This window comes from Nocardiopsis baichengensis YIM 90130 (assembly GCF_000341205.1).
Taxonomy (GTDB): Bacteria; Actinomycetota; Actinomycetes; order Streptosporangiales; family Streptosporangiaceae; genus Nocardiopsis_A; species Nocardiopsis_A halophila.
The window spans coordinates 489,562-513,417 of the sequence record NZ_ANAS01000005.1; the positions used below are offsets into that span (position 1 = coordinate 489,562).

General features: G+C 74.0%; 23 protein-coding genes and 1 tRNA gene. 12 read left to right on the plus strand and 12 right to left on the minus strand.

Annotated features, from left to right (window positions below; translation table 11 throughout):
• Positions 1-31 precede the first annotated feature (31 nt).
• The 3 genes from C892_RS0105835 to C892_RS0105845 form a co-directional block, all read right to left on the minus strand.
• Entirely contained in the window at positions 32-706 is a 675-nt protein-coding gene (locus C892_RS0105835) for a response regulator (protein WP_017539822.1), read from the minus strand.
• A 273-nt stretch (positions 707-979) separates the two neighbouring features.
• The gene (locus tag C892_RS0105840) at positions 980-2,407 is read right to left on the minus strand and encodes an amidase (RefSeq protein ID WP_017556462.1); all 1,428 of its coding nucleotides are present in this window, start codon (positions 2,405-2,407) and stop codon (positions 980-982) included.
• 29 nt (positions 2,408-2,436) lie between these two features.
• Positions 2,437-3,441, minus strand: coding sequence for a D-2-hydroxyacid dehydrogenase (locus tag C892_RS0105845; protein WP_017556463.1), 1,005 nt, complete (start codon positions 3,439-3,441; stop codon positions 2,437-2,439).
• Positions 3,442-3,773: 332 nt separating this feature from the next.
• On the opposite strand from C892_RS0105845, the gene C892_RS0105850 reads away from it, so the two are divergent.
• The 4 genes from C892_RS0105850 to C892_RS0105865 all read left to right on the plus strand — a co-directional run bounded on the left by C892_RS0105850 (position 3,774) and on the right by C892_RS0105865 (position 6,793).
• On the plus strand, positions 3,774-4,256 hold the full coding sequence (locus C892_RS0105850) for a DUF3830 family protein (RefSeq protein WP_204366442.1): 483 nt from the start codon (positions 3,774-3,776) through the stop codon (positions 4,254-4,256).
• 77 nt (positions 4,257-4,333) lie between these two features.
• A complete protein-coding gene (locus C892_RS0105855; RefSeq protein ID WP_017556464.1) occupies positions 4,334-5,296 on the plus strand; it encodes a maleate cis-trans isomerase family protein in 963 nt (320 codons plus the stop codon).
• Positions 5,293-6,036 carry a maleate cis-trans isomerase family protein gene (locus C892_RS0105860; protein ID WP_017539827.1) on the plus strand — a complete coding sequence of 248 codons (744 nt, stop codon included), beginning with the start codon at positions 5,293-5,295 and terminating at the stop codon, positions 6,034-6,036. The genes C892_RS0105855 and C892_RS0105860 overlap by 4 nt, the downstream gene beginning before the upstream one ends.
• Before the next feature lie 94 nt (positions 6,037-6,130).
• On the plus strand, positions 6,131-6,793 hold the full coding sequence (locus tag C892_RS0105865) for a GntR family transcriptional regulator (protein WP_026124157.1): 663 nt from the start codon (positions 6,131-6,133) through the stop codon (positions 6,791-6,793).
• Between the two features lie 18 nt (positions 6,794-6,811).
• On the opposite strand, the gene C892_RS0105870 is transcribed toward C892_RS0105865, so the two are convergent.
• Positions 6,812-8,155 (minus strand): hypothetical protein, encoded by a 1,344-nt coding sequence (locus C892_RS0105870; protein ID WP_017556465.1) that lies wholly within the window; start codon positions 8,153-8,155, stop codon positions 6,812-6,814.
• A gap of 132 nt (positions 8,156-8,287) precedes the next feature.
• Between C892_RS0105870 and C892_RS32555 the strand changes: the two genes are divergently transcribed.
• Positions 8,288-9,148, plus strand: coding sequence for an NUDIX hydrolase (locus tag C892_RS32555; protein WP_017556466.1), 861 nt, complete (start codon positions 8,288-8,290; stop codon positions 9,146-9,148).
• On the opposite strand, the gene C892_RS0105880 is transcribed toward C892_RS32555, so the two are convergent.
• Positions 9,125-9,931 carry a PhzF family protein gene (locus C892_RS0105880; RefSeq protein WP_017556467.1) on the minus strand — a complete coding sequence of 269 codons (807 nt, stop codon included), beginning with the start codon at positions 9,929-9,931 and terminating at the stop codon, positions 9,125-9,127. The two genes, C892_RS32555 and C892_RS0105880, sit on opposite strands and share 24 nt — an antisense overlap.
• A 234-nt stretch (positions 9,932-10,165) precedes the next feature.
• On the opposite strand from C892_RS0105880, the gene C892_RS0105885 reads away from it, so the two are divergent.
• The 4 genes from C892_RS0105885 to rpmB all read left to right on the plus strand — a co-directional run bounded on the left by C892_RS0105885 (position 10,166) and on the right by rpmB (position 13,070).
• Positions 10,166-10,579 carry a hypothetical protein gene (locus C892_RS0105885; RefSeq protein WP_017556468.1) on the plus strand — a complete coding sequence of 138 codons (414 nt, stop codon included), beginning with the start codon at positions 10,166-10,168 and terminating at the stop codon, positions 10,577-10,579.
• 204 nt (positions 10,580-10,783) lie between these two features.
• Positions 10,784-11,593 (plus strand): DUF2786 domain-containing protein, encoded by an 810-nt coding sequence (locus C892_RS0105890; RefSeq protein ID WP_051060484.1) that lies wholly within the window; start codon positions 10,784-10,786, stop codon positions 11,591-11,593.
• 257 nt (positions 11,594-11,850) lie between these two features.
• Positions 11,851-12,276 (plus strand): PPOX class F420-dependent oxidoreductase, encoded by a 426-nt coding sequence (locus tag C892_RS0105895; protein ID WP_017556469.1) that lies wholly within the window; start codon positions 11,851-11,853, stop codon positions 12,274-12,276.
• Positions 12,277-12,845: 569 nt separating this feature from the next.
• On the plus strand, positions 12,846-13,070 hold the full coding sequence (gene rpmB / locus C892_RS0105900; RefSeq protein WP_017539837.1) for a 50S ribosomal protein L28: 225 nt from the start codon (positions 12,846-12,848) through the stop codon (positions 13,068-13,070).
• 230 nt (positions 13,071-13,300) lie between these two features.
• On the opposite strand, the gene dnaN is transcribed toward rpmB, so the two are convergent.
• The gene (gene dnaN, locus C892_RS0105905) at positions 13,301-14,476 is read right to left on the minus strand and encodes a DNA polymerase III subunit beta (RefSeq protein WP_026124159.1); all 1,176 of its coding nucleotides are present in this window, start codon (positions 14,474-14,476) and stop codon (positions 13,301-13,303) included.
• 144 nt (positions 14,477-14,620) lie between these two features.
• Positions 14,621-15,094, minus strand: coding sequence for a DUF4442 domain-containing protein (locus C892_RS0105910; protein ID WP_017539839.1), 474 nt, complete (start codon positions 15,092-15,094; stop codon positions 14,621-14,623).
• Between the two features lie 120 nt (positions 15,095-15,214).
• Between C892_RS0105910 and C892_RS0105915 the strand changes: the two genes are divergently transcribed.
• The 3 genes from C892_RS0105915 to C892_RS0105925 all read left to right on the plus strand — a co-directional run bounded on the left by C892_RS0105915 (position 15,215) and on the right by C892_RS0105925 (position 19,362).
• Positions 15,215-17,227, plus strand: a complete 2,013-nt coding sequence (locus C892_RS0105915; RefSeq protein WP_017556471.1) for a cation:proton antiporter domain-containing protein — start codon at positions 15,215-15,217, stop codon at positions 17,225-17,227.
• A 543-nt stretch (positions 17,228-17,770) separates the two neighbouring features.
• Positions 17,771-17,859: transfer RNA gene (locus C892_RS0105920), tRNA-Ser, on the plus strand.
• A gap of 303 nt (positions 17,860-18,162) precedes the next feature.
• Positions 18,163-19,362: an acyl-CoA dehydrogenase family protein gene (locus C892_RS0105925; RefSeq protein WP_083934321.1), complete on the plus strand. Its 1,200-nt coding sequence runs from the start codon at positions 18,163-18,165 to the stop codon at positions 19,360-19,362.
• Positions 19,363-19,512: 150 nt separating this feature from the next.
• Here the strand turns inward: C892_RS0105925 and C892_RS0105930 are convergent, their stop codons facing one another.
• The 5 genes from C892_RS0105930 to C892_RS0105950 form a co-directional block, all read right to left on the minus strand.
• Positions 19,513-20,094 (minus strand): GAF domain-containing protein, encoded by a 582-nt coding sequence (locus tag C892_RS0105930; RefSeq protein WP_017539843.1) that lies wholly within the window; start codon positions 20,092-20,094, stop codon positions 19,513-19,515.
• Positions 20,095-20,126: 32 nt separating this feature from the next.
• Positions 20,127-20,702 (minus strand): GTP-binding protein, encoded by a 576-nt coding sequence (locus C892_RS0105935; RefSeq protein WP_017539844.1) that lies wholly within the window; start codon positions 20,700-20,702, stop codon positions 20,127-20,129.
• Positions 20,680-21,048: a DUF742 domain-containing protein gene (locus C892_RS0105940; RefSeq protein WP_017539845.1), complete on the minus strand. Its 369-nt coding sequence runs from the start codon at positions 21,046-21,048 to the stop codon at positions 20,680-20,682. Before C892_RS0105940 ends, C892_RS0105935 begins: the two co-directional genes overlap by 23 nt.
• Positions 21,038-21,472 carry a roadblock/LC7 domain-containing protein gene (locus C892_RS0105945; RefSeq protein ID WP_017556473.1) on the minus strand — a complete coding sequence of 145 codons (435 nt, stop codon included), beginning with the start codon at positions 21,470-21,472 and terminating at the stop codon, positions 21,038-21,040. The genes C892_RS0105940 and C892_RS0105945 overlap by 11 nt, the downstream gene beginning before the upstream one ends.
• Positions 21,473-21,546: 74 nt before the next feature.
• Complete coding sequence (locus tag C892_RS0105950; protein WP_017556474.1) at positions 21,547-23,370, minus strand: sensor histidine kinase; 1,824 nt, start codon at positions 23,368-23,370, stop codon at positions 21,547-21,549.
• Positions 23,371-23,856: the final 486 nt, after the last annotated feature.

The window sequence follows — 23,856 nt, forward strand, 5'->3', positions numbered from 1 at the left end:
AGCTCCTCGCGCGACCGGGGCCGGCCCGCGCCTACTCGAAGCTCGACCGCCCGCGGGTGCGGAGCTCGGCGACCAGGACGGCCGCCTGGGTGCGGCGCTTCAGGTCGAGCTTGGACAGCAGGCTCGACACGTAGTTCTTGACGGTCTTCTCCGCCAGGTAGAGCCGCTCGCCGATCTGCCGGTTGGTCAGCCCCTCGCCGATCAGGTCGAGGATCTGGCGCTCCTGGGGGCTCAGCTCGGCCAGCGGGTCGGGGCGCGGCGGGTTGCTGCGCAGGCGCTCCATCACCCGCCCGGTGCTGCCCGGGTCCAGCAGGGACCCGCCGCCGGCCACCGTGCGCACCGCCCCCACCAGGTCGGCGCCGTGGATCTGCTTGAGCACGTACCCGGCGGCGCCCGCCATCACGGCCTCGAACAGCGCCTCGTCGTCGGCGAAGGAGGTGAGCATCAGGCAGGCGATCTCGGGGCGGTCCGAGCGGATCTCCCGGCACACGCCCACGCCCGAGCCCCCGGGCAGGCGCACGTCCAGCACGGCCACGTCCGGCGAGGCGGCGGGGATGCGGGCCAGGGCCTGCTCGGCGGTGCCGGCCTCGCCGACCACCTTCATGTCCTCCTCACCGTCCAGGAGCGCCGCCACACCCCTGCGCACCACCTCGTGGTCGTCGACGAGGAACACCTTGATCGGTTTCGTCGCGGCACCCGGCGCCATAGGCTCCCCTCCCCGGAGCGTCCGGGAGCCCCGGACGCGCGTCGCTGCGGATTCGACGCAAACGACGGTATTACCCCCTCCGAGACGCGCGTCCGCCGAAGGGCATCAATGGGCAAGGCCCAAGGTCCCGAACCTCTCAAGTCTTACGGACCGGGGCAGCCCGGACGCACCGGATCCGGACACGTCGGCCCCCGCACGGCCCCCCCTGAGGGGGCCGCCGCGCGGGGGCCGGGACTCCGTGTGCGCCGGGTGCGCCCTGTGCGCCCTGTGCGCTCAGACCACCAGCGAGGGCCAGGGGCGCGCCTCCTCGAAGGCGCGGGACGCCGCGAGGACGCGGCCGTCGGCGTGCCGGGGGCCGACGATCTGCAGCCCCACCGGCAGGCCGTCGCCGGTCAGCCCGCACGGCACGCTCGCCGCCGGCTGGGAGGTCATGTTGAACGGGTAGCTGAACCCCGCCCAGGAGGTCCAGCGCGGGTCCTGTGAGCCCGGGGGCACCTCCAGGCCCGCCTCGAAGGCGGCGATCGGCATCGCGGGCGTCAGCAGCAGGTCGTAGCGCTGGTGGAAGAGCCCCATCGCCTCGCCCAGCGCCATCCGCACCGCGGTGGCGCGCAGGTAGTCCACCGCGCTGTACCGCCGCCCCTGCTCGACGATCTCCAGCAGCCCGGGGTCGACGCGCCCGGCGTCCTCCTCGGACGTGCCCTCCATGGCCTTGGCCGCGCCGCTGTACCAGAGGACCTCGAACTCCTCGCGGCAGTCGGCGATCGGCGGGTCCTGGCGCTCCACGTGCGCGCCGAGCTCCTCGAAGGCCTCCGCCGCCCGCTCGCACAGCCGGGCCACCTCGGGGTCGACGCCGATCCCCCACAGGGCCGGGCTGTAGGCCACGCGCAGGCCGCGCACGTCCGCGGCGGCCACCGCCTCGGCGAACGACTCGGCCGGGGGCGGCATGGCGCCCCAGTCCCGCGCGTCGGGCCGGCTGATCACGTCCATCATCAGGGCGGCGTCGGTGACGGTGCGGGTGATCGGCCCGGTGTGCGCGAGGCTGCCGAAGGCGCTGGCCGGGTAGTGCGGCACCCGCCCCCAGGTGGGCTTGAGCGCGTAGACGCCGGTGAAGGAGGCCGGGATGCGCACCGACCCGCCGCCGTCGGTGCCGGTCGCCAGCGGCCCCATGCCGGCGGCGACCGCGGCCGCCGCGCCGCCGCTCGACCCGCCGGGGGTGCGCGACAGGTCCCACGGGTTGCGGGTGACGCCGGTCAGCGGGGAGTCCGTCACGCCCTTCCAGGCGATCTCGGGGGTGGTGGTCTTGCCGGTGAACACCGCCCCGGACTCGCGCAGCCGGGCCACCGCGGGCGAGTCCTCGGTGAAGGGGCCGTGCGCGCCGGCCGTGTGCGAGCCGCGCCGGGTGGGGTGGCCGCGCATCAGGTGCACGTCCTTGACCGCGACCGGCACACCGTCCAGCGGGCCGGCCGGCTCCCCGCGCGCCCACCGCTCGGCCGAGGCCCGGGCCTGCTCGCGCGCCTCGTCGGCGTGGACCGCGCAGAAGGCGTTCAGCGCCGGGTCCTCGCGGTCGATGCGCGCCAGCACCGACTCCACCGCCTCCACCGGGGTGGGGCCGCCTCGGGCGTACCCCTCCAGCAGGTCGGCGGCGGTCAGGTCCGCGGGCGCGCCCCGGTCCACCGCCTCCCCCTCGTGCCTGGTCGTCATGGCTGTCCCTTCCGTCTCTACCCGCGTCTCTACCCGTGCGGGACGTACCCCCGCGCCTTGTCCACGACGTTGCGCAGCTCCTCGCCGCGCAGACGGCGGTCGAGGTTGTCCAGGAAGACCCGGACCAGGTCGTCCTTCCAGCCCACGACGTCGCCGGACATGTGCGGCAGCACGATCGCCTGGGGCAGGTCCCACAGCGGCGAGGAGTCCGGCAGCGGCTCGGTGGCGAACACGTCCAGGGCGGCGCCGGCGATGGTCCCCTCGCGCAGGGCGCGCACCAGGTCCTCCTCGACGACGATGGGGCCGCGCGCGACGTTGATCAGCCGGGCGGTGGGCTTCATCCGGGCCAGCAGGCCGGCGTCGAACAGGCCCCGGGTGGCGTCGGTGAGCGGCGCGGCGACCACGGCGTAGTCCGTGCGGCCCAGCTCCTCGGCGATGCCGCCCGGGGCGGCGGGGTCGGCACCGACCACGGTGCCGAAGTCGGGGTCGCCGGTGCGGGGGGTGCGCCCGGCGCCGGTGACCTCCAGGCCCGCGGCGCGCAGCAGGCGGGCGATGGCGCGGCCGATCGGCCCGGTGCCCACCACCAGCGCGGTGCGGCCCTCGATCCGCTCGCTCTCGCGCCACCTCCAGGTGTGCGCGTGCTGCAGGTCGCGGCTGCCGTGCAGGTCCTTGGCGAAGGACAGGACCAGGCCGAGCACGGTCTCGGCGATGGGCCCCTCGAAGACGCCGCGCGAGTTGGTCACCACCGCCTCGCTCTCGACCAGCCCGGGGAACATCAGGTTGTCCACCCCGGTGGTGGCGGCGTGCACCCACTCCAGTGCGTCGGCCTTGTCCCAGGCGTCGGTCAGCGCCTCGGTGAACAGGTCCCACACCAGCAGCACCCGGGCTCCGGGCAGTGCCTCGGGCAGCTGCTCGGCGGTGGCGTAGCGGACCTCGGCCAGGCCGGGGTGGTGGTCGATGCGCTCGCGGCCGGGGGGCGTCTCCCCGCCGTGCAGGACGACGAGGGCGGGCGCGGAGGGGTCGGCTGTGGACACGGGGGCGGCTCCGGAATCAACGGTCGGGTCGTCTCGCTGCTCCCCTACCCGGCCGCTCCGGTGGGCGATCACGGGTGCCGCGCAGCGTTTGAAACGCTAGGGACCGCCCCTAGGATTGTCAACAATCGACGGGCCGGCCCCCGAAGCGGCGCCCGGATGACCCGCCGCCCCCCGCCGTCATTGATGTCCCGGGCGCCACGATCGTATGATTGTCGACAATCGGCGGATGATGGACCACCTGTCCCGGAGCCGCGGCCGCACTGAGCACGGCGGCCCCGGTCCCGCGCCGCACCCACCGCGACGAAAGGGCCGATGCCTCGATGCCCCGGTACATGTCCATCACTCTGGAGAAGCGCGGCGTGGAGTGCGTCGCCGAGCTCTACGACAAGGACGCCCCCCGCACCTGCCAGGCCGTGTGGAACGCCCTCCCCCAGGGCGGCGACGCCTACCACGCCAAGTACGCCCGCAACGAGGTGTACACGATGGTCCCGCGCTTCGCCGAGGAGGAGCCCGGCCAGGAGAACCCGACCGTCACCCCCATCCCCGGCGACGTCGTCTACTTCTCCTTCAACGGCGGCATGCTCGACCGCCGCTTCAAGGAGGAGAAGGGCATCGACGACCTCCCGGGCGTGATCGACCTGGCGATCTTCTACGGGCGCAACAACCTGCTGCTCAACGGGGACGTCGGCTGGGTCCCCGGGAACGTGTTCGCGGGCATCGTCGAGGGCCTGGACCGAATGGCCGAGGCCTGCAACGACGTGTGGCGGTCGGGCGGCGCCGGGGAGCGGCTCGTCTACCGCCGGCTGGAGCGCTGAGCGGCCCCCTGGGACCGGCGAGGGGACCGCGGCCGGATCCGAGATGCGGAGAGAAGAGAGAAGGAGGTGAGTGACCAATGCGGACCGATCACAGCACCGGTGGCCCGGACTGCGGAGGCGGGCGCGGAGGGCCGCCCGATGCGGCGCGCGGCCCCGAGGCCGAGAGGAACGCGTCGCTGTCGCTGCTGGGCGAGCGGGGCTTCCTGCCCGACCGCAGGACGGCGGAGGGGCTGGTGGAGATCTCGGCGGTGGCCGAGACCCCGTCCCAGTCGGGGGTGGGCGTGATCGCCCCCTACGACTTCGCGCTCGACCGCGAGCTGTGGCGCTGGGCCCCCGACGACGTCTCCCTGTACGTCACCCGGCTGCCGTTCGTGCCCGTGCCGGTGACCGTCGACCAGGCCTCGGCGCTCAGCGACGGCGAGGGCGCGGCGCGCGCCACCCGCGACCTGCTGGCGCCCGAGCCCCTGGTCGTGGGGTACGCGTGCGCCTCGGGCAGCTTCGTGCACGGGGCCCAGGGGCAGCGGCGGCTGCGCCAGGCCATCCTGGACGCCGGCGCGCCCGCGGCGGTCACCACCTCCGGTGCGACCGTCGAGGCGCTGGAGGCCGTCGGGGCCCGCCGGATCGCCGTGGTCACCCCGTACGTGGACAGCGTCACCGAGCGCCTGGTGGCCTTCCTCGGCGAGCACGGCGCCGACGCGGTCTCGGCGGTGGGGCTGGGGCTGCTCGACCACATCTGGAGGGTCTCCTACGCCGAGGTGGTCGAGGCGGTGCGCAGCGCGGACCGGCCCGAGGCCGAGGCGGTCTACATCAGCTGCACCAACGTTCTGACCTACGACATCATCGCGCCGCTGGAGCGCATGCTGGGCAAGCCGGTGCTGGCGGCCAACCAGGTGACCATGTGGGCCGCGCTGAAGGCGGTCGGCCGGCACCCGGTCGGCGCCGGACAGCACCTGGTGGAGGCGACGGCACCGCGCGAGCGCCCGGCGGTCGGCGGCGGACGGGGCACGCCCAGCACGGAGAGGCGGTCGGCACGGACATGACCATCGCGGGATTCCTCTACCCCGGCCACAGCGCCGAGGACGACTACCCGGTGTTCGCCGGGATGCTCGGGCCCGGGACCGAGCTGCGCGTGGTGCACACCCTCATGCGCGAGGACGCCCACCGGGTGGACGCGCTTCTGGACGTCGGCTCGGGGGAGGTGCTGGCCGAGGGCGCGCGCGAGCTGCGCGCCCTGGGCGCCGACTCGGCGGTGTGGGCCTGTACCAGCGGAAGCTTCGTCTTCGGCTGGGAGGGTGCCGCCGAGCAGGCCGAGGCGGTGGGCCGGGAGGCCGGCTGCCCCTCCTCCAGCACCTCGTTCGCGTTCGTCGACGCGGTGCGCGCGCTGGGGCACTCCCGGGTCGCCGTCGCGGCGACCTACCCCGACGACGTCGCCGAGCGGTTCGCCGCGTTCCTGGGGCAGGCCGGGATCGCGGTGGAGGCCTGGGCGGGGCGGGGCATCGTCACCGCGGCCGAGGTGGGCACCCTGCCGCCGGCCGAGGTGCTGGAGTTCGCCGCCGCCGGCGACCACCCGGACGCCGAGGCGGTGCTGGTGCCCGACACCGCACTGCACACCGCCGGTGTGCTGGACGCCCTGGAGGAGCGGCTCGGCAAGACGGTGCTGACCGCCAACCAGGTGAGCGTGTGGCAGGGACTGCGCCTGGCCGGCGACACCGCCCCGCGCGAGGGCCTGGGCCGGCTGTTCCGGGTCGGAGCGGCCGAAGCGGCCGCACAGCGGACATAAGGTGCAGCGGACGTAAGGTGCGACGCACGGAACGTGCGCACAGGTGCGGCCGCCCGCCGGGCGGCCGCACCCCCGAGCGAGGTGAACACATGCCATGACCTCCCCAGGACAACTCCATCCCGTGCCGAGGAGATCGACCTCCGAGCTGATCGCCGACCAGCTGCGCGAGGCGATCATGTACGGCTCCCTGTCCCCCGGCGACCAGCTGGGCGAGACCGACCTGGCCAACCGCCTGGGCGTCAGCCGCGGGCCGCTGCGCGAGGCCATGCAGCGGCTGGTCCAGGAGGGGCTGCTGCGCAGCGAGCGGCACCGGGGCCTGTTCGTACGCGAGCTGGCCCCTGAGGACGTGCGCGACGTCTACGTGGCCCGGCTCGCGGTCGAGCGGACCTCGTGCGAGCTGATCATGCGGGGCAACCGGGGCGAGGCGCTGGCCCGCCTCACCGCGGCGCTGGCCGCGCTGGAGGAGGCGGCCGCCACCGGCGACCGGGCCGCGATGAGCGACGCCGACCAGGCCTTCCACCAGGCGCTGGTCAGCTGCTCGGGCAACTCCCGGCTGGAGCGCATGGCCCAGACGCTGCTGGTGGAGACGCGGATGTGCCTGACGGTGATGCAGCGCACCTACCCCGAGCCGGACGAGCTCGTCGAGGAGCACCGCAAGCTGCTGGACGCCATCGCCGACGGCGACGAGGAGCTGCTGCTGGAGCTGATCTCGGCGCACATGCTCGACACCGTCGAGCGGGTGAACGGCGGCTCCTGACCCCTCGGCGCACCGGTCTCAGCGCACCGGCGCGGAGGGGGGAGGCGCCGGGGGCGCCGGGGCGGACGGCGGGCGCGCCGCCCGGCGCGCCCGCCGTCCGGTGCTCTCCCCGCCCACCTTGAACAGGATCAGCTCGAAGGCGGCCGCGAGCAGGCAGATCCGCAGCAGGTCCTGGAGCAGGCGGCTCACCACGCCAACGGGCTCCAGCCAGGGGAACCACAGGTGCCAGTCGGCGGGGCCCAGGAACAGGTAAACGCCCCGTTCGAGCCATTCGGTGCCCAGCAGGACGAGCACGTAGTACAGCGAGAAGGACAGGTAGAAGACCGGGCTGACGCTCAGGATGAACTTGAAGGCGTTGATGAAGGGGATGTACTTGTCCCCGGCGTCCTTGCGCAGCCACCCGCGCACCGCGGCGATCGGCCCCTTGGCCGAGGTCAGCGCCCGCTCCAGGCGCGCGGTCCTGCCGTTGCCGCGGAACAGGCCGCTGTAGCGGTCCATCTGGGCGCCGAAGACGACCGCCGTGATGGTCAGCCAGACCAGGGGCTGGAGGAACCCGTCCTTGAAGATCGCCCAGGTGCTGCCCATCGTCCGGTAGGCCTGCAGCAGCAGGTCCTGCAGGTCGACCCCGAGCTGCGCGCCGGCCCAGCCCACCGCCCCGTCGATCTGGTTCTGCACGGCCGCCCAGGCGGCGCGCGCCTTGGCCCACTTCCAGAAGTCGGTGAAGGCCGCCACCACCGTGAAGGTGCCCAGGAACATCCAGGTGGCCTCGAACAGGGCGGTGGCCAGCCCCAGCACCTTGCCGTCGTTCTTGTTGTAGAAGTGCTCGCACAGCGCCCTGAGCCCGAACGCGGCGAGGGCGATGAGCACCATCGGGCCGAGCTTGTCGATGGCGCCCATGTCCAGCAGGACGTCCAGGCCGTCCTGGTTCACCGAGGCGATGGTGAGCTTGCGGTACTCCTCGACGTAGAGGTCCCAGGCGCTGTAGAAGATCAGGAACGGCAGGATCGCCATCGCGATGGCGTCCACGATGGTGCGCTCGGCCAGGACCGCGTTGCCGCGCTCGGCGGTCCTGCGCAGCACCCCCGCGCGCACCCGCCGGTACTCGGCGTCCACCGTGGGAAGCGCCGGGCGCAGCAGGTGGAACATGACGATGTAGGTCGCCAGCTGCACCAGCAGCAGCAGGCCCAGTGCGAGGTAGCCCAGCATGGGCTCGATGGCCGCGGCCGCGGCCATCCCGCGCAGGAGCAGCCGGTAGGCGATGTCGCCGACCAGCCAGACGCACAGCAGCGGAGCCCAGTACCGCCTCACGAGGTCGAGGGTGTACAGGGGCAGTCGCGCGGCGAAAGCGGCCGGTCTTCTCATGGCCGGAGAATCCTATCCGGGCCCGGTGACGCGGCACCTCACCGCGGGGCCCATGGCCGGAGTCGGCCGCGCGGCCCGCCCCGCGTGCGGTAGGAACAGGGGAGACGGCGTTGACGGCGACGGGAGGCGCGGATGACCGCAGGGGCCAAGGGCGACGGCGACGGCTGGGTCGAGATGCCGGACGGCACCCGCCGGTGGGGGCGGTACGGCGCGGCGGGGCTGCTGCTGCACGCGCCCGACCCGCGCGGCGGGCGGTGCGTACTGCTGCAGCACCGCGCGGCCTGGACCCACCAGGGCGGCACCTGGGGCCTGCCCGGCGGCGCCCTGGACAGCGGGGAGAGCGCCGTCGACGCGGCGCTGCGCGAGTTCGGCGAGGAGGTCGCCGGGGAGCTGGACGCGATCGAGGTGACCGGAGTGCACCGGGCCGGGTCGTCCCTCTGGCACTACGACACGGTGCTGGCCTCCGCGCCGCGCGCGGGGGAGTACGCCCCCGGCAACGCCGAGAGCGAGGCGGTGCGCTGGGTCCGGCTGGAGGAGGTGCCCGGGCTGCCGCTGCTGCCGGCCTTCGGCCAGACCTGGCCGCGGCTGTGCGCGGCGCTGCCCGCCCGGCTGGACCTGGTGGTGCGGGCGGGGCCCGTGCTGGAGCGGGCCGGGGCGGCGGCCACCCCCGAACGCACGGCCGCACTGCGGGACGCGCTGGCCGGGCTGGCCCGCGACGGCCTGCCGGCCGCGGAGCTGCCCCGCGGGCTCGGGCTGCCCGCGCTGGACCGGTGGTTCCCGCGGGTGCGGCTGGAGACCGCGGTTCCGGTGGACCCGGCGCCCGGGGTGCGGATCGCCGCGGAGGGCGAGCACGGCGCGGACGGCGGCGCCGGGAGCGCGGTGCTCACGGTCGCCGGCGCCGGGGGCCCCGGAACGGCGCCCCCGGAGTGGCTGCTGGAGCGCACCGGCGCGCCCGCGCCCGCGCCCGGGTCAGGCCAGCAGGTGGCCCTCTGAGACCGTGACCGCCGAGCCGCCGATGAGCACCCGCCCGGGCGCCCCCGCCGGAAGCTCGACCTCGACCCGCCCGCCGCGCGCGGAGCACTGCAGGGCCGAGAAGGCGGTGCCGCCGAGCCTTTCGGCCCAGTAGGGCGCGAGCACGGTGTGCGCGCTCCCGGTCACCGGGTCCTCTTCCACGCCGACGTCGGTCGCGAAGAAGCGGGAGACGAAGGCGTAGGGGCGGCCCTCGTCGGCGCGCGCCGTGGCGATCACGCCCCGTTCGGCGTGGCCGCTCATCCGGGCGGGCACCGGGTCGAGCCCGCGCACGGTCCGCTCGTCGGCCAGCTCCACCATGAGGTCGCCGGTGCCGGCGGTGCCCGCGCGCTCGATGCGGGCGCCCAGGGCGTCGGCCAGGCCGTGCGGGGCGGGGGCCTCCTGCGGCGGGTTGGCGGGGAAGTCCATCCACAGCCGCCCGTCCCGCCGCTCGACGGTGAGCACCCCGCTCCACCGGGTGGAGAAGCGCAGCGGCCCCTGCGCCCCGTCCTGGAACAGGGCGTGCGCGGCGGCGAGGGTGGCGTGGCCGCACAGCGCCACCTCCACCGACGGGGTGAACCAGCGCAGGCCGAAGTCGGCCCCGGGCCCGCCGTGCGGGGTGAGGAAGGCCGTCTCGGACAGGTTGAACTCGGCGGCCGCCCGCTGGGCCCAGCCCTCGTCCAGGGGCCCGTCCACCGCGATCACGGCGGCCGGGTTCCCGGAGAAGGGCTGATCGGTGAAGGCGTCCACGACACGGAACCGGGTCATGGGCGGCACGTTACTCCGGCCGGGAGGATCGCGGGGCACTCGGGCGGGCACTCGGACGGGCCCCCGTTCGTTCCCCACCTTGAGGCCGACTGCGGTCCGGCGCCACGGGTACGTGCGGACACGGCGGCTCAGGGGTAAGTCAGGGACGGGCCCTGATGGCCGGTGGGCCGTTCCCGGGCATGCTGGACGACAGAGGTACTGGTACGGCGGTCCACCGCCGAGCGAGGAGCAGTCATGACGCTGGAGCGCGGCAACGCATTCACTCCCGTCGCCTCGGCGACGATGATCTGGCCCTGGGGGTGGGCCCTGGGAGCCGGGGCCACCACCGGCGCCATCTCCCTCTTGCTCAACCTGGGGTCGGGGGCGGTCGGCTCGGGCCTGACCACCGGGATCTTCTTCTTCGCCCTGGTCGGCGGGGCCGTCGCCCTGATCAGCGGCAAGGGCGACCGGCGGGCGCGACGCTGGGCCGGGCAGTACCCGTGGAAGTTCGCGGGGGTGCCGGCCCTCGCGGGCGGCGCGGGTATCGCGCTGGTCACCCTGTTCGCCGGCGGGTTCTTCCCGGCGATCTTCGCGGGCCTGGGCACCGTCGCCCTGCTGTGGGTCGTCCTCGGGCTGATCGGCACCGTGGCCGGCGGCGGCAACCGGTAACCGGGCCGTGCCGGGGCCGGGGCGCGGGTACGCCCCGGCCCCGGCACGCGTGGGCACCCCGTTCGCGCAGGCCGCGTTCGCGCGGAGCGTTCCCCACAGGCTGTGGACGGGCGCCCCCGCGCCCGCCCGGCGCCGGTAACCTCGGTAGAGGCCGCTGAGAGGAGCCTCTTGACCACCGACAAGCCCGAGGACGCCCGCCAGAAGATGGTCGAGCGGGTCCGCAACCTGTTGCGCCAGGCCGAGGACCCGTCGGTGACCGACGCCGAGAGCCAGGCCTTCACCGCCAAGGCCGCCGAGCTGATGACCCGGCACGCCATCGCCGAGGCCGAGGCCCGCGCCCAGCGCGGTGAGGACGCCGAGTCGGTCTCCCGGCTCGACTTCCCCGTCTCCGGAGCGGGGGGCCACGGCAAGGCCCGCGTCAAGGCGCTGGCCGGGATCGCCGCGGCCTTCGGCTGCCAGTCGGCCGTGCGCGGCAACACCTCCGCCAACACCGAGCGCACCCTGATCATCGTCGGAACCGTCTCGGCGCTGGACTCGCTGCGGGTCCTGCTGCCCTCCATCACCCTGCAGATGGAGGCCTCGGCCCGGTTCACCGCCCGCAACCACATCGCCGACCTGCGCGAGCTGCGCAACCTGGACCGGTCGACGCTGGCCACCGAGCGGACCCGGTTCTACCGCTCGTTCGTCCGCGCCTACGGCTACGCGGTGGCCGAGCGCATCCGCGAGTTCCGCGCCCGGCTGGCCGAGGAGTCGGCGCCCGGCGGGGGCGCGGGCTCCTCCTCCGGTTCCGAGGGCGACGGGGCGACCGGCGCGGAGCTGGTGCTGCGCAGCGACGTCGACCGGGTCAAGGAGGACTTCCAGCAGCGCTTCCCCGAGCTCAAGCCGACCCGCCCGGAGCGCACCCACCACAAGGCCGGGGCGCGCGCCGGGTACCTGCGGGGGCGCAGCGCCCAGCTGGGGATGGAGACCGCGGTCGGAGGCGGCGGGACCTCGTCCCTGCCCGAGAGCGACTGAGGCGTTCGCCGAAGTTGTCCACAGGTTGTCCGGTTTCTGTGGACAAGGCCGTGTGCACCGGTAAATAGGGGCCGGGAGCGGCACCCCTAACCACACAACGCTGTGGATAAACCTCGCTTCGCGTCCGTTTCAGGCCGAACCGGGACGGCCTCGGCCGCCTCCGCCCTGCGCGATTCCAGGCGCGGCGAAGGGTGATTCAGGTCACCTCCTTGGGAAGGTGGTCGGTACACGAACGGACCCAAGGAGAGTCATCCTCGATGAACACGGCCACGCTCCTCAAACCGTTCCGCGGCCACAAGACGGCGCTGCTCACCACCTACCGGTCCGACGGCGTGACCGGCGTGGACACCCCGGTCAGCATCGCCGTCGACGGCGGACGGATCATCTTCCGCACCTGGGAGGACTCCGGCAAGGCCAAGCGGCTCCGCAGCAACCCCGTCGCGGACCTGCGCCCCAGCTCCTTCCGCGGCGAACCCCGCGGCAAGCCGATCCGCGGACGCGTCCGCCTGCTCGACGAGGCCGAGGCACGGCACGCGGCGCTGATCCTGGGCCGCCGCCACCCGATGCTCCAGCGCTGGGCGGTCCCCGCGACCCACCGCCTGATGCGCTACCGCACCCTCCACTACGAACTCGTCCCCTTCGACCGCGAGGAGATCACCAGCAACGAGGGGTGCCCCGACTGAGGGGCGGCCGGAGGAATCCGCCGCGGGCACCGGCCGACGAATGCCGGGCGGTCTTCCGGGTCTTCTCCACAGAGGCGGAGATCGGATTCCGATAATCCGACCCGCCTTTTTCTTCGCCCCGGCCGCAGAAGCGGGGAATCGCGCTCGGAGATCGCGGGGGAAGAACGGCGGACCGGAATGCGATCTCCCTCACACTTCCACTCCGGGGTGCGCGGGGCGGGACCGCCTGCGCCTTCCGGGGTCCGGCCTGCGATGCGGGGGTGCGCCCGGCTCGGTGGTACGCTAGGGCCGATGAGCTCTGGCTTGGCACCGGAGCAGGCCCCACTAGCATACTCTGTATCGGCCACCTGGAGCGTCGGTTGAGGCGGGAGCTGCGCGGGCCTGGTCTCGCTGACGCTATGCTGGACGATCCTGCAGGGGACGTCCGGTACGGCAGCGGCCTTGTCGACCAGACTCACGCGTGAGTAGTCGCCTTGGCTCGGAGTAACGTCGAGTCGACATACCCGGATCGCTGAGTTCCGGCCCGGGCCGGAGCCGATTCATCAGGGATGCATACCGATACGGAGTGAATGATGTCCAAGCGTTGCGACGTGTGCGAGAAGGGCCCGACCTTCGGCCGGCGGGTTTCGCGGCTCGGTAAGAATGCGATGCACCGCCGGATCAAGGGCCGTTCGAACCGCATGATCCTTCCGAACATCCAGACGGTCCGGACCGTTGTCGACGGCGCCCCTCAGCGCCTCAAGGTCTGCACGTCGTGCCTGAAGAGCGGCAAGGTCGCTCGCCGCTCCGCGTGACCTCCCGGTCGTGCCGCCCCTGATCTCCTCAGCCTGATCATCGCGGCGGACGCCACCGGCAGCCGGAATCCCGGCGCGGGGACACGTGGGGCGATCGGCTCCCCGGGCCCACCGTCCCGAGCGAGGCCGTGCCGTCCGCTGAGCTTCGGCCCCCTTGGGCGACTCGTCGAGTCGCCCAAGGGGGCCGAAGTCGTCTCCGGGGAGGCCCCGGGAGGCCGCTGCGCCGTGGCTCAGGCCACGCGCAGCGGCATCACCAGGTAGCGGAACTCCGGCAGTCGGCGCTCCGCCTCAGGGGCCTCAGGGGCCTCAGGGGCCTCCGGCACGTCGCTGATCACCACGGGCCGGGTGGGCCCGGTCATGTCCATGCGCGCCCGCGCGGTGGTGACCCCGGCCAGGCCGTCGAGCAGGTAGCCGGGCGCGAAGGCGACGCGCATCGGCTCGCCCGTGTAGTCCACCGCCAGCGCCTCGGCGGCCTGGGCGTCCTCGCCCGAGCCGGCCTCCAGCACCGCCTCGGCCCCGGAACCGGCCCGGTCCGGCGCGAAGGAGATGCGGACCGGTGACGAGCGGTCCGCCACCAGGGCGACCCGCTTGACCGCCTCGACGAACGGCGCGAGCGGCACCTCGGCGCGGGCCGAGGGCTCGGCCCCGAAGCGCTTCTCATAGGGGACGAAGTCGCTGTCGATGAGGCGGGTGGTGCTGCTCCGGCCGCCGCTCTCGAAGCCGATCATCCCCTCGCCGCCCGAGGCGCCCCGCCCCGTGAGGAACACCCCCACCTCGGCGGCCGGGTCCAGGGTGCGGGCCAGGTCGCTCAGGGTGCGCGCGGGGACCAGCGCCGACGCGGGGGCGTCCGGGTGCTCGGACCGCCACGGCATGCGGCGCACGGCGATCCGGTACCGGTCGGTGGCGGCCAGCGCGAGGGTGTCGGCCCCGAAGTCCAGGTGCACCCCGGTGAGCATGGGCAGGGTGTCGTCCCGCCCGGCGGCCGGGACCACCTGGCGCACCGCCGCCGCGAACGCCTCGCCGGGCAGCGTGCCCGCCGGCGGCGGCATCTCGGGCAGCAGCGGGTGGTCCTCCAGCGGCAGGGTGACCAGGGTGAACCGGGCCGGGCCGCAGGTGATCAGCGCCCGGCCGCCGTCGGCCTCCACCTGCACCGGGCGGGCGGGCAGGCTCCGGGCGATCTCGGCCAGCAGCCGGCCGGAGACCAGGACCGCCCCCTCCTGCTCGACCTCGGCCTCCACCCGCGCCCGGGCCGAGACCTCGTAGTCGAAACCGGACAGCCGCAGCCCGCCCGCGGCGGCCTCCATGCGCATGCCCGCCAGCACCGGCATCGCGGGCCGCAGCGGAAGGGCCCGGGCCGTCCAGGCCACGGCGTCGGCGAACGCGTCTCGGTCGGCTCGCAACCTCACCGGCAGACCTCCTGGGAGTCGCCTCACGGCCCGCGCCGGGCCGGAACTGCCGTCACCGTACTCGGCGGCGCCGACAGTCCCCCGGCCGCGCCCTCGCCCCGGGTCGTTCCCCCGGGCGTTCCGCGGAAGCGTGCCGCGGCCGGCTCACTCCCCCTTGCGGTCGGGCTTGAGCGTCCACACGACGGTGACGTGGCCGGTCACCGTGCCGTCCGCGGTGCGCAGCTCGACCTCGACGGGGAACTCCGGGCGCCCGCCGGCGTCCAGCTCGGCGACGACCTCCTCGCGCGGGCGCCCGAGCCGGGCCTCGGCGGTCATCTCGCCCATCGCGATCTTCTCGTAGGTGCTGGTGGCGGTGGTGGGCAGCGGCACGGCCCGGTCCAGCTGGTCGCCGAAGGTGCTCAGGATGATGGCCCCGGAGGCCGACTCGGCCAGGGTGAACATCGCGCCGGCGTGCGGGCCGCCGATGTGGTTGTGGTGCGCGGGCTCCTCGGGCAGCCGCATCACGCAGCGGCCGGGCTCCAGCTCCTCGAAGCGCAGCCCCAGGGTGCGCACGAAGGGCACGCTGGCCAGGAATCCGGCCTTGATCGTCTCCGCCGTCTCGGCGTTGCTCGGTGTCATGGACCCAGATGTTACTTGCGAGTAATACCCGGGGGCCAGTCCCCCGGCGCACCTCCTTGCCCCGGCGCCCGCTCCAGGGCTTAATGTCGGTGCGGTTCCGGGCGCCGTACGCCCGGACCTGTGGACGGGGGGTTCACCATGCACCTGGCGGCGGGCGAGAGCGTGCCCGAGTACCTGATGCCGCTGACCGTGCTGCTGTGCGCGGCGGCGGGCATCGGATACGCCTCCACCCGGCTGCGGGTGGTGCCCATCGTGGGGTTCCTGCTGGCCGGGGTCCTGATCGGCCCGCACCAGCTGGGCCTGGTGGACAGCACCCGGGTGGTGGAGGACGCCGCCGACATCGGGGTCATCCTGCTGCTCTACACCATCGGCATCGAGTTCTCCCTGGAGCGGCTGGCCGCCATCAAGCGCTACGTCCTGGTCGGCGGCGGGCTCCAGGTCGCCCTGGCGGTGGGCGTCACCGCCGGCGCCGCCGCCCTGTTCGGCGCCGGCTGGCGGGCCGCGGTCTTCACCGGGCTGCTGGTCGCGCTCTCCTCCACGGCGATCGTGCTCAAGGTCCTGGCCTCGCGCGGGGACACCACCCGTCCGGTCGGCCAGGCCGGGGTGGCGGTACTGATCTTCCAGGACCTGGCCGTGGTGCTCATGGTGCTGTTCCTGCCGCTGCTGGCCGGAGAGGGCGGCGGCCCGGGGGAGATCGCCCGGGCGCTGGGCACGGCGGCCGCCGTGCTGGCGGTGGTGCTGGTGGTGGCCCGCAAGGTGATGCCGCGCCTGCTGGAGGCGGTGGCCCGGGCCTGCTCGCCGGAGGTCTTCCTGCTCACCGTGGTGGCGCTGGGCATCGGCACCGCGTTCGTGACCTCGCTGGCCGGGGTGAGCGTGGCGCTGGGGGCCTTCCTGGCCGGGCTGGTGGTCAGCGAGTCCCGGCACGGCCAGCACGCGCTGGGCGAGGTGCTGCCGCTGCAGATCGTCTTCAGCGCGCTGTTCTTCGTCTCCATCGGGATGCTGCTGGACCTGCGCGCACTGGCCGAGCTGTGGTGGCTGATCGGGCTGATCGCCCTGGGCGTGGTCGCCGTCAAGGCGGTCACCGGGGCCGTCGCCCTGGCGGCGCTGCGCCTCGGCGCGCCCACGGCGGTCGCGGGCGGGCTCATGCTGGCCCAGATCGGCGAGTTCTCCTTCGTGCTGCAGCGGGCCGGGCACGACGCAGGACTGGACTTCGCCGCGCTGGGCGACCGCGGAGAGCAGGTGCTCATCTCGGTGACGGTGGTGCTGATGGTGGCGACCCCGGCGCTGGCCGCGCTCGGCGACCGCCTGGGCCGGGCGCTGGGCCCGCGCCGCGGCGCCGCTCCGGCCCCGTCCCCGGCGGCGAGGAAGGACCCCGCGGCCTGCGCCGAGGAGGACCCGGTGCTGATCTCCGGCTGGGGTCCGGTCGCCCGGGAGGTGGCGGCCGCCCTGCGGGCGCGCGGGGTCCCGGTGTCGGTGACCACCCTGGGCCCGGACCTGGCGGCCGAGGCCGAGGCCGCCGGGTACCGCGTGGTGCGCGGCGACCCGGTCAAGCGCAACGTGCTGGAACAGGCGGGGCTGCGCTCCGCCCGGCTCGTGCTGATCTGCGAGAACGACGGGGAGGAGGCGGCCGCCATCGCCGCAGTGATCGCCCGCGCCGCCCCCGACGCCCCCATCGCGGTGTGCCCGGTCGACGTCCCGGACCCGCGCGCCCTGGCCCGGGCCGGGGCCGACCGCGTGGTGGACGCCCCGGCCTCGGTCGCCGACCGGGTGTGCGCGACGGTGCTGCGGCGCCTGGGGACGGCGCCGGCCGCGCCGGGGGACCGCCCGGCGACCGACACGGTGGTGGACTTCCGTCCCGATCCGCAGGCCGCGTGCCCGCACGCCCCCGGCATCCGCCCCGTGCTGCCCCGCTCGGCGGGGTGCACCGCCTGCCTGCGCGAGGGCAGACGCGACTGGGTCCACCTGCGCACCTGCCTGACCTGCGGCCATGTGGGCTGCTGCGACTCCTCGCCGTCCCGGCACGCCTCGGCCCACGCCGCGGACCGCGACCACCCGGTCGCCGCCTCCGCCGAACCCGGCGAGGAGTGGGCCTGGTGCTTCGAGGACCGCACGACGATGCCGGCCGCGGACTGACCCGGGCACCCGCCCCTGAGCGCCGACGGAAGCGTCGACCGAGGTTTTCGTTGGCTGTGCGGAACTGACACAACGATGGCGCGGAGCGCCGGAGAGCGTCGATCGGAGCACTCCGGACCCGCAGGTCCCGAGCGCGATGGACCGCTGCGCGCGGGCTCCGGAGCCGCCGCCTTCGCGTTCGTTCCGTTTGTTCCGTTGTTCCGTAGCAGCCGAGCGCAATCCGCTCACCGGCCTCGGGGACGCGCCCCGCGAGGGCGACCGAAGGGGGTGCGGGGAGCGGCCTGCGGGCGCGACAGGACGGCGTCGATTGAATATGATCATCATTTTCAATCGATCGCGGAAGAACCGCCCATGGACGCCCCGACGACCCGTTCCCCGAAGGGGACGCACACGTCCACGGGGAGCAGGGGGAACACGGGGAGCACGCACACCCGCCCGGCGTCCCCGGCTCCCGACTCCCCTGAGGCGCGGAGCGTGAGCTAGCATGAGCGCGGAGCGCGGTCGTGCCGCCGGGCGGTGCCCGGTGCCCGGAACCGTGTCCACGGAGGGTTCGCATAGCGGCCTAGTGCAATGCTCTTGAAAAGCATCAAGCCCTTGACCGGGCTTCGTGGGTTCGAATCCCACACCCTCCGCAGTTCGGGCCCGCCCCCTTCAGGGGGCGGGCCTTTCTCGTTCCATGAACCGGATTTACGCAGGTCCACCGGATTTCTCGCGACAACAATTGGTCCATGTACCGCAATTTTTCGCAACCGAAACGTGATACCTCTCACGGGGGCCTCCGGATGCGGAAATGACTCCGGGGCCTTGTGTTCGGCATCGACGGAAATCAGGATGATCTCTCGGTAGGGCCTGAAGACCCTGGATCCACTGGGGCTCAGGCCTTCCCGCTGTGCGCACCCCCTTCGCACCTTCGATCCACGCATGAGGAGATCCCCTTGGTCGAACCGTTCACATCCGAACGGCATGAGCGCCTGCGAAAGGAAGTCAGATCATTCGCAGAAGCCGAAGTCGCCCCCCTTGTACCGGAGATGGAAGCCTCCCGGACCGTCCAATATGAACTGTCGCGCAAGATCGCCGAACAGGGGTGGATCGGCGTGACCATCGATACCGACCACGGCGGAATGGGCCTGGGCCACCTGGCCAAGACCGTCATCATCGAGGAGCTCTCGCGCGTGAGCGGCGCCATGGGCGCCATGGCCCAGGCCTCGCAACTGGGCGTCGCCAAGATCGTGCACTTCGGCGACGACCGGCAGAAGAAGACCTGGCTGCCCGAGATCGCCTCGGGCGCCTGCCTGCCCACCATCGCCGTCACCGAGCCCGAGTCCGGCGGCCACGTGCTGGGCATGGCCACCACCGCCGTGCGCGACGGCGACGACTACGTCCTCAACGGCAGCAAGGTGTTCGTCGGCAACAGCCACGTCGGCGACCTGCACGGGGTCGTGGTGCGCACCGGGCCCGGGTCCAAGGGCCTGTCCGCGTTCCTCGTGGAGGCCGACCGCCCCGGGTTCTCCCTCGGCGAGCACGTGCCCTCCATGGGGCTGCACGGCTTCAGCTTCGGGGAGCTGGTGTTCGAGGACTGCCGGGTGCCCGCGGCCAACCGGCTCGGCGACGAGGGGGACGGCCTGCCCGTCGCCTACTCCTCCAGCGTCCTCTACGGCCGTGCCAACCTGGCCGCGGTCTCGCTCGGCATCCACCAGGCGATCGTCGAGGAGACCCTGGCCTACGCGTCCGAGCAGCAGCGCTACGGCAAGCCGCTGGCCGAGCTGCCGAACATCAAGATCAAGCTGGGGATGATGCAGTCCCGGCTGATGACCGCCCGCATCGCGCTCTACCACGCGGTCCACCTGCTCGACCACGGGCTGCCCTGCGACGCCGAGCTGATGAACGCCAAGCTCGTCAACGTCGAGAGCTCTCTGGACAGCGCCCGCAACGCCATGGAGGTGCACGCCGCCTGCGGCCTGTTCACCGACCGCCCGCTGGAGCGGTACGTGCGCGACGCCCAGCACATCTTCGCCCCGGCCGGCACCTCGGACATCCAGCTGCTGCGCCTGGCCGAGTTCGGCCTCGGCTCGTCCAAGGGGCAGTGGTCGGAGCGGCTCGCCGCGCCGTTCGCCCCGGAGTACGCCTCCGCCTGAGCGCCGCACCGGTGCCGCACCCCTGCGGCACCGACGCCGCCGGGCTCCGGTCCCTGGCCCGGGGGCGCACACGGCGGCGGACCGCCACGGCCCCCGGCCACCGTGGACGACACGGGGAGCGCGGTGCGGGGCACCGCGCTCCCGGCGGCGCTATTCGGCCGCGGCCTGCTCGGGGCCCACCCGCCGGTGCACCATCGCCATCAGCTCGGCGGCCCGCTCCTTGATCAGCTCCAGGCCCGGTCGCCCCCACGGTCGGGCCTCCCGGTCCACCACACAGATCGTGCCGAGGGTGGTGCCGTCCCGGTCGATCAGCGGCGCCCCCATGTAGGAGCGGATACCGATCTCGTCCACCACCGGGTTGCCCGCGAACCGCGGGTAGTCGCACACGTCGTCCAGCACCAGCGGCAGCCGGCGGGCCACCACGTGCGGGCAGTAGCCGTGGTCGCGCTCCATCACCCGGTCGGGGGTGTCGGCGGCGCTGGCCTCGGTGCTCAGGACCGTTCCGCGCTGGGCGCTGTCGGAGACGTACAGCCCGGCGAAGTACTGGTGGTCCTCCTTGATGAAGTTGACCATCGCGAACTGGGCGCCGGCGGCCTGGGCCAGCTCGCGCGCGAAGGCGTCGAACTCGGCGTCGGGCCCCGAGCCCAGGCCCAGCTCCTCCAGGCGCGCGACGCGTTCGGCGGCCTCCCGGTCTTCGGGGACGATGATGTGTCCTTCGGATGCGTCGGTCACGGGGGACTCCAATTTCCGCAGGGTTCGCAGTGCTAGGGGGACGCGGGGGCGGACATCAGGTGGCGGACCAGGCCGATGAGCACCTCGGTGGCCGATCGGGCGTCGCGCGCGTCGCACATCAGCACCGGGGTCGCCTCGCCGAGCTTGAGGGCCGAGCGCACCTCCCCGTCGGTGTAGCGGTAGGCGCCGTCGAACTCGTTGACCGCCACCAGGAAGGGGATGCGGCGGTGCTCGAAGAAGTCCACCGCCGCGAAGCAGTCCTGAAGGCGCCGGGGGTCGGCCAGCACGACCGCGCCCAGCGCCCCGTTGGACAGCTCGTCCCACATGAACCAGAAGCGGTCCTGCCCGGGGGTGCCGAACAGGTACAGCACGTGCCCGGGGTCCATGGTGATGCGGCCGAAGTCGAACGCCACGGTGGTGGTCGTCTTGTCCTCGACCCCGTGCAGGTCGTCGTGGCCGGCGCTGGCGGCGGTGATGAGCTCCTCGGTGCTGAGCGGCTCGATCTCGCTGGCGGAGCCGATGAAGGTGGTCTTGCCGACCCCGAAGCCGCCTGCGACCAGGACCTTGACGGCGGTCGGGAACGGGTCAGAGCCGTCGCTGTAGGCCATCGAGCAGGATCTCCAGTAGGCGTCCGTCGGAGGGGTCGGCGGTGGGGCCGGGCGCCTGGGCGGCCACGGCCCCGGCGTCGACCAGGTCGGACAGCAGGACCTTGGTGACCGCGGCGGGCAGCCGCAGGTGCGCGGCCACCTCGGCCACCGAGGTGGGCCCCTTGCACAGCCGCAGGGTGCGGGCGTACTCGGGGGACAGGTCGCCCTGGCCCACGCGGCCGGTGGAGGCCACCAGCGACATCAGGTCCAGCTTGCGGGTGGGCGCGGTGCGCCCGTTGCTGACGGTGTAGGGGCGGACGAGGCGGCCGGCGTCCTCGTCGATGAGGGGTTCGTCGTCAGCGGCCATGGCCGCCCGCGGTCTCGGGGGCCGACCGTGCCGGGGTGGCCAGGAACGGCCGCACGCTCTTGATGAGCTGGGACATCTCGTAGCCGAGCACGCCGGCGTCGGCCTCCCGGTCGGCGAGCACCGCCAGGACCGACCCGAAGCCGGCCGAGGCGACGAACAGCAGGGTGGTGTCCAGCTCGACGACGACCTGGCGGACCGCGTCGCCGTCGCCGAACCGCACGCCGGTCCCGCGGGCCAGGGAGAACAGACCGGAGGCGATCGCCGAGAGCTGCTCGGCTTCCTCGCGGTCCAGGCCGTGCGCGGCCTTGGTGAGGCCGTCCGAGGACAGCAGGACGGAGCTGCGGGTGTGCGGGACGCGCTGGACCAGGCCGCTCAGCAGCCAGGCGAGGTCCGAATCCGGACCCGGGGGCGCAGGGCTCACCATCGTGTTGGACTCACTTTCAAGGGGACGGATCACTCGAAAGATCGGCTGGGGGCGTTCTCCCCCGGGTCAGGCCCCTAGGCGCTGGGGGCGTCGTCACCGCCTTCCTGCTCGGCACGGCGAAAGCCCCCCTGATAGGCGGCCATGAGGCCGAGCGACGGCACGTCGCCGCCGGGGCCGCCGGGGCCGCCGGCGTTCCCGGGCGGTCCGGACCGACCGGGCTGGTCGGCGTGGCCGGGGGACGGGTCGGGGCGGCGCAGTTCCGGGGCGAGGTTCTCCTGGACGCGCCGCTCGGGCAGCGGCGGCCGCGCGGAGTTGTCCGGCGGCACCGCGGCGCCCTGAGCGCCCTCAGTGCCCTCGGTCGCGGCCGGCCGCGGTGCGGGCGGCGGGGGCGGCGCCGGTCGGGCCGCGCCCGCGCGCTCGAAGGCCGAGGTGACCACCGCCGACTGCGCGGAGGGCATCGGCCCCGGGGACGCGTCCCGGGGCGGCGCCGGAGTCTGCGGAGGGACAGGGGCCTGGGGCGGGGCCTGGGCCACAGCCGGAGCGGGCCGCTCCGCGGGGATGTTCGGCGCAGGCGCGGGGTTCTGCACCGCGGCGGGCTCCTGCTCCGCGGTCGGCGCGGCCCGGCGCCGGGGCCGCTCGTCGGCCGTGCCCAGCAGCGCCGACGGCAGGACCACCACCGCCAGGGCGCCGCCGTAGACGCTGGGCTGCAGCTGCACCCGGGCGCCGTGCTTGCGGGCCAGGGTGGCGACCACGAACAGGCCGATGCGGCCGTCGCGCAGCAGCTCGCCGATATCGACCCGGTCGGGATCGGCGAGCAGCTCGTTCATCCGGCGCCGCTCCTCGGGCGGAACGCCCAGGCCGCGGTCCTCCACCTCGACCGCGATGCCCGCGCCGACCTCCTCGGTGCGCAGCAGCACCCGGGTACGCGGCGGGGAGAACTTGGTGGCGTTCTCCACCAGTTCGGCGATGAGGTGGATGACGTCCACGACGGCGCCCCCGGCCAGCGTCCCGCCGGAGGGCGGGACCACCTTGACCCGGGAGTAGTCCTCCACCTCGGCCACGGCCGAGCGCAGGACCTCGTAGAGGTTGACCGGGCGGCTCCAGCGCCGCCGGGAGGAGGCGCCGCCGAGGACGGCCAGGCTCTCGGACTGGCGGCGCATCCGGGTGGCGAGGTGGTCGATGGTGAACAGGCCCTTGAGCAGGTCCGGGTCCTCCACCTGGGCCTCCAGCTCGTCGAGGAGGCCGATCTGGCGGTGCACCAGGGACTGCATGCGGCGGGCGACGTTGACGAACACCTCGACCTGCTGCCCGGTGCCCAGGTTCGGGGTGGGGACGCCGCCGCTGGGGGCCGGGTCCCGGTGGGCCGGCGCGGCCTCGGCGGTCCCCTTTCCGGACCGGGCACTGTGGGCGTGGTGGGCGCGGACGGCGGCGTTCCAGGCGGCGGTCAGGGCGGCGCGCTGCTCGTGGGCCAGGAGGGCGTAGGCGTCACCGCCGGAGGGGAGGCGGGGTTCGGCGACCGGCCGGACGTCCTCGCCGCGTTCGATCCGCTCGGACAGCCGGACCAGCTCCCCGCGGGTGCGCTCGCTGCGCCGACGCAGGGCGTCGGCGGCCTGGTCGACCCTGGAGGTGGCGCGCTCGGCCAGCAGCACGGCCCCGGCCAGCACCAGCGCCGTGCAGGCGCCGGCCGCGATGAGCACGACGGCCACCGTGATGTCCGAGGGGGGCGCGGTGAGCAGGGCCGCGATGGCGACGGTTCCGATGAGCGCGACCAGCAGGGCGGGGAGGACGGAGATCCACACGTGGGCCGAGCGGAAACCGCCCGGTTCGGCGCCGGGTTCCTCGCCCAGCACCGGCGCATCCCCGGAGGCGCCCGCGACGGTCGGGGAGAATTCAGACATCGCAGTCCTCGGTCGCATGGGGTCGGATCGGCAACAGGGATCACGATACGACCTCTCCGACCCTGATGCGGACAATATTCATTCCGTACGAGCGCAATTCACCCGCCCGACTCCCGACCCCGAAAACCCCTGCGGCTGCGCCCCTCCCGCGATCGGGAACACCACCCGTAACACGACGTGAGCCGACGTCTGGGCCCCCATTCGCCGCGACGCCGACACCTTTTACGACCTTGTTCCAGATTCAGACACCGAGCAACATAATGGACATGAATACCCGCCACGAGTGACCCACACCACCCCATCCGCACGAGCTACCCGGACGAGCTGCCCGGAAGCCCCCCGACCGGGACCGGACCGGAAGGCGACGACGGAGCGGCCGGTGCCCCGCTCACGGCCCCGGCCGGGTACCGGGCCGCCGGAGTGCCAGGGGGAAGGCGGCAACGACGAGGCGCGGCGGTTCCCCGAGGGGCGCCGGTCGGCCGCCGG

Excerpts from the sequence above, each read along its gene's own strand:
- C892_RS0105865 (WP_026124157.1), top strand. The coding sequence starts at position 6,131 with ATGACCTCCCCAGGACAACTCCATCCCGTGCCGAGGAGATCGACCTCC.
- C892_RS0105870 (WP_017556465.1), bottom strand. The coding sequence starts at position 8,155 with ATGAGAAGACCGGCCGCTTTCGCCGCGCGACTGCCCCTGTACACCCTC.
- C892_RS0105855 (WP_017556464.1), top strand. The coding sequence starts at position 4,334 with ATGCGGACCGATCACAGCACCGGTGGCCCGGACTGCGGAGGCGGGCGC.
- C892_RS0105940 (WP_017539845.1), bottom strand. The coding sequence starts at position 21,048 with ATGGCCGCTGACGACGAACCCCTCATCGACGAGGACGCCGGCCGCCTC.
- C892_RS0105950 (WP_017556474.1), bottom strand. The coding sequence starts at position 23,370 with ATGTCTGAATTCTCCCCGACCGTCGCGGGCGCCTCCGGGGATGCGCCG.
- C892_RS0105880 (WP_017556467.1), bottom strand. The coding sequence starts at position 9,931 with ATGACCCGGTTCCGTGTCGTGGACGCCTTCACCGATCAGCCCTTCTCC.
- C892_RS0105895 (WP_017556469.1), top strand. The coding sequence starts at position 11,851 with ATGAACACGGCCACGCTCCTCAAACCGTTCCGCGGCCACAAGACGGCG.
- C892_RS0105935 (WP_017539844.1), bottom strand. The coding sequence starts at position 20,702 with ATGGCCTACAGCGACGGCTCTGACCCGTTCCCGACCGCCGTCAAGGTC.
- C892_RS0105860 (WP_017539827.1), top strand. The coding sequence starts at position 5,293 with ATGACCATCGCGGGATTCCTCTACCCCGGCCACAGCGCCGAGGACGAC.
- C892_RS0105890 (WP_051060484.1), top strand. The coding sequence starts at position 10,784 with ATGGTCGAGCGGGTCCGCAACCTGTTGCGCCAGGCCGAGGACCCGTCG.
- C892_RS0105945 (WP_017556473.1), bottom strand. The coding sequence starts at position 21,472 with ATGGTGAGCCCTGCGCCCCCGGGTCCGGATTCGGACCTCGCCTGGCTG.
- C892_RS0105910 (WP_017539839.1), bottom strand. The coding sequence starts at position 15,094 with ATGACACCGAGCAACGCCGAGACGGCGGAGACGATCAAGGCCGGATTC.
- C892_RS0105840 (WP_017556462.1), bottom strand. The coding sequence starts at position 2,407 with ATGACGACCAGGCACGAGGGGGAGGCGGTGGACCGGGGCGCGCCCGCG.
- C892_RS0105885 (WP_017556468.1), top strand. The coding sequence starts at position 10,166 with ATGACGCTGGAGCGCGGCAACGCATTCACTCCCGTCGCCTCGGCGACG.
- C892_RS0105850 (WP_204366442.1), top strand. The coding sequence starts at position 3,774 with ATGTCCATCACTCTGGAGAAGCGCGGCGTGGAGTGCGTCGCCGAGCTC.
- rpmB (WP_017539837.1), top strand. The coding sequence starts at position 12,846 with ATGATGTCCAAGCGTTGCGACGTGTGCGAGAAGGGCCCGACCTTCGGC.
- C892_RS0105835 (WP_017539822.1), bottom strand. The coding sequence starts at position 706 with ATGGCGCCGGGTGCCGCGACGAAACCGATCAAGGTGTTCCTCGTCGAC.
- C892_RS32555 (WP_017556466.1), top strand. The coding sequence starts at position 8,288 with ATGACCGCAGGGGCCAAGGGCGACGGCGACGGCTGGGTCGAGATGCCG.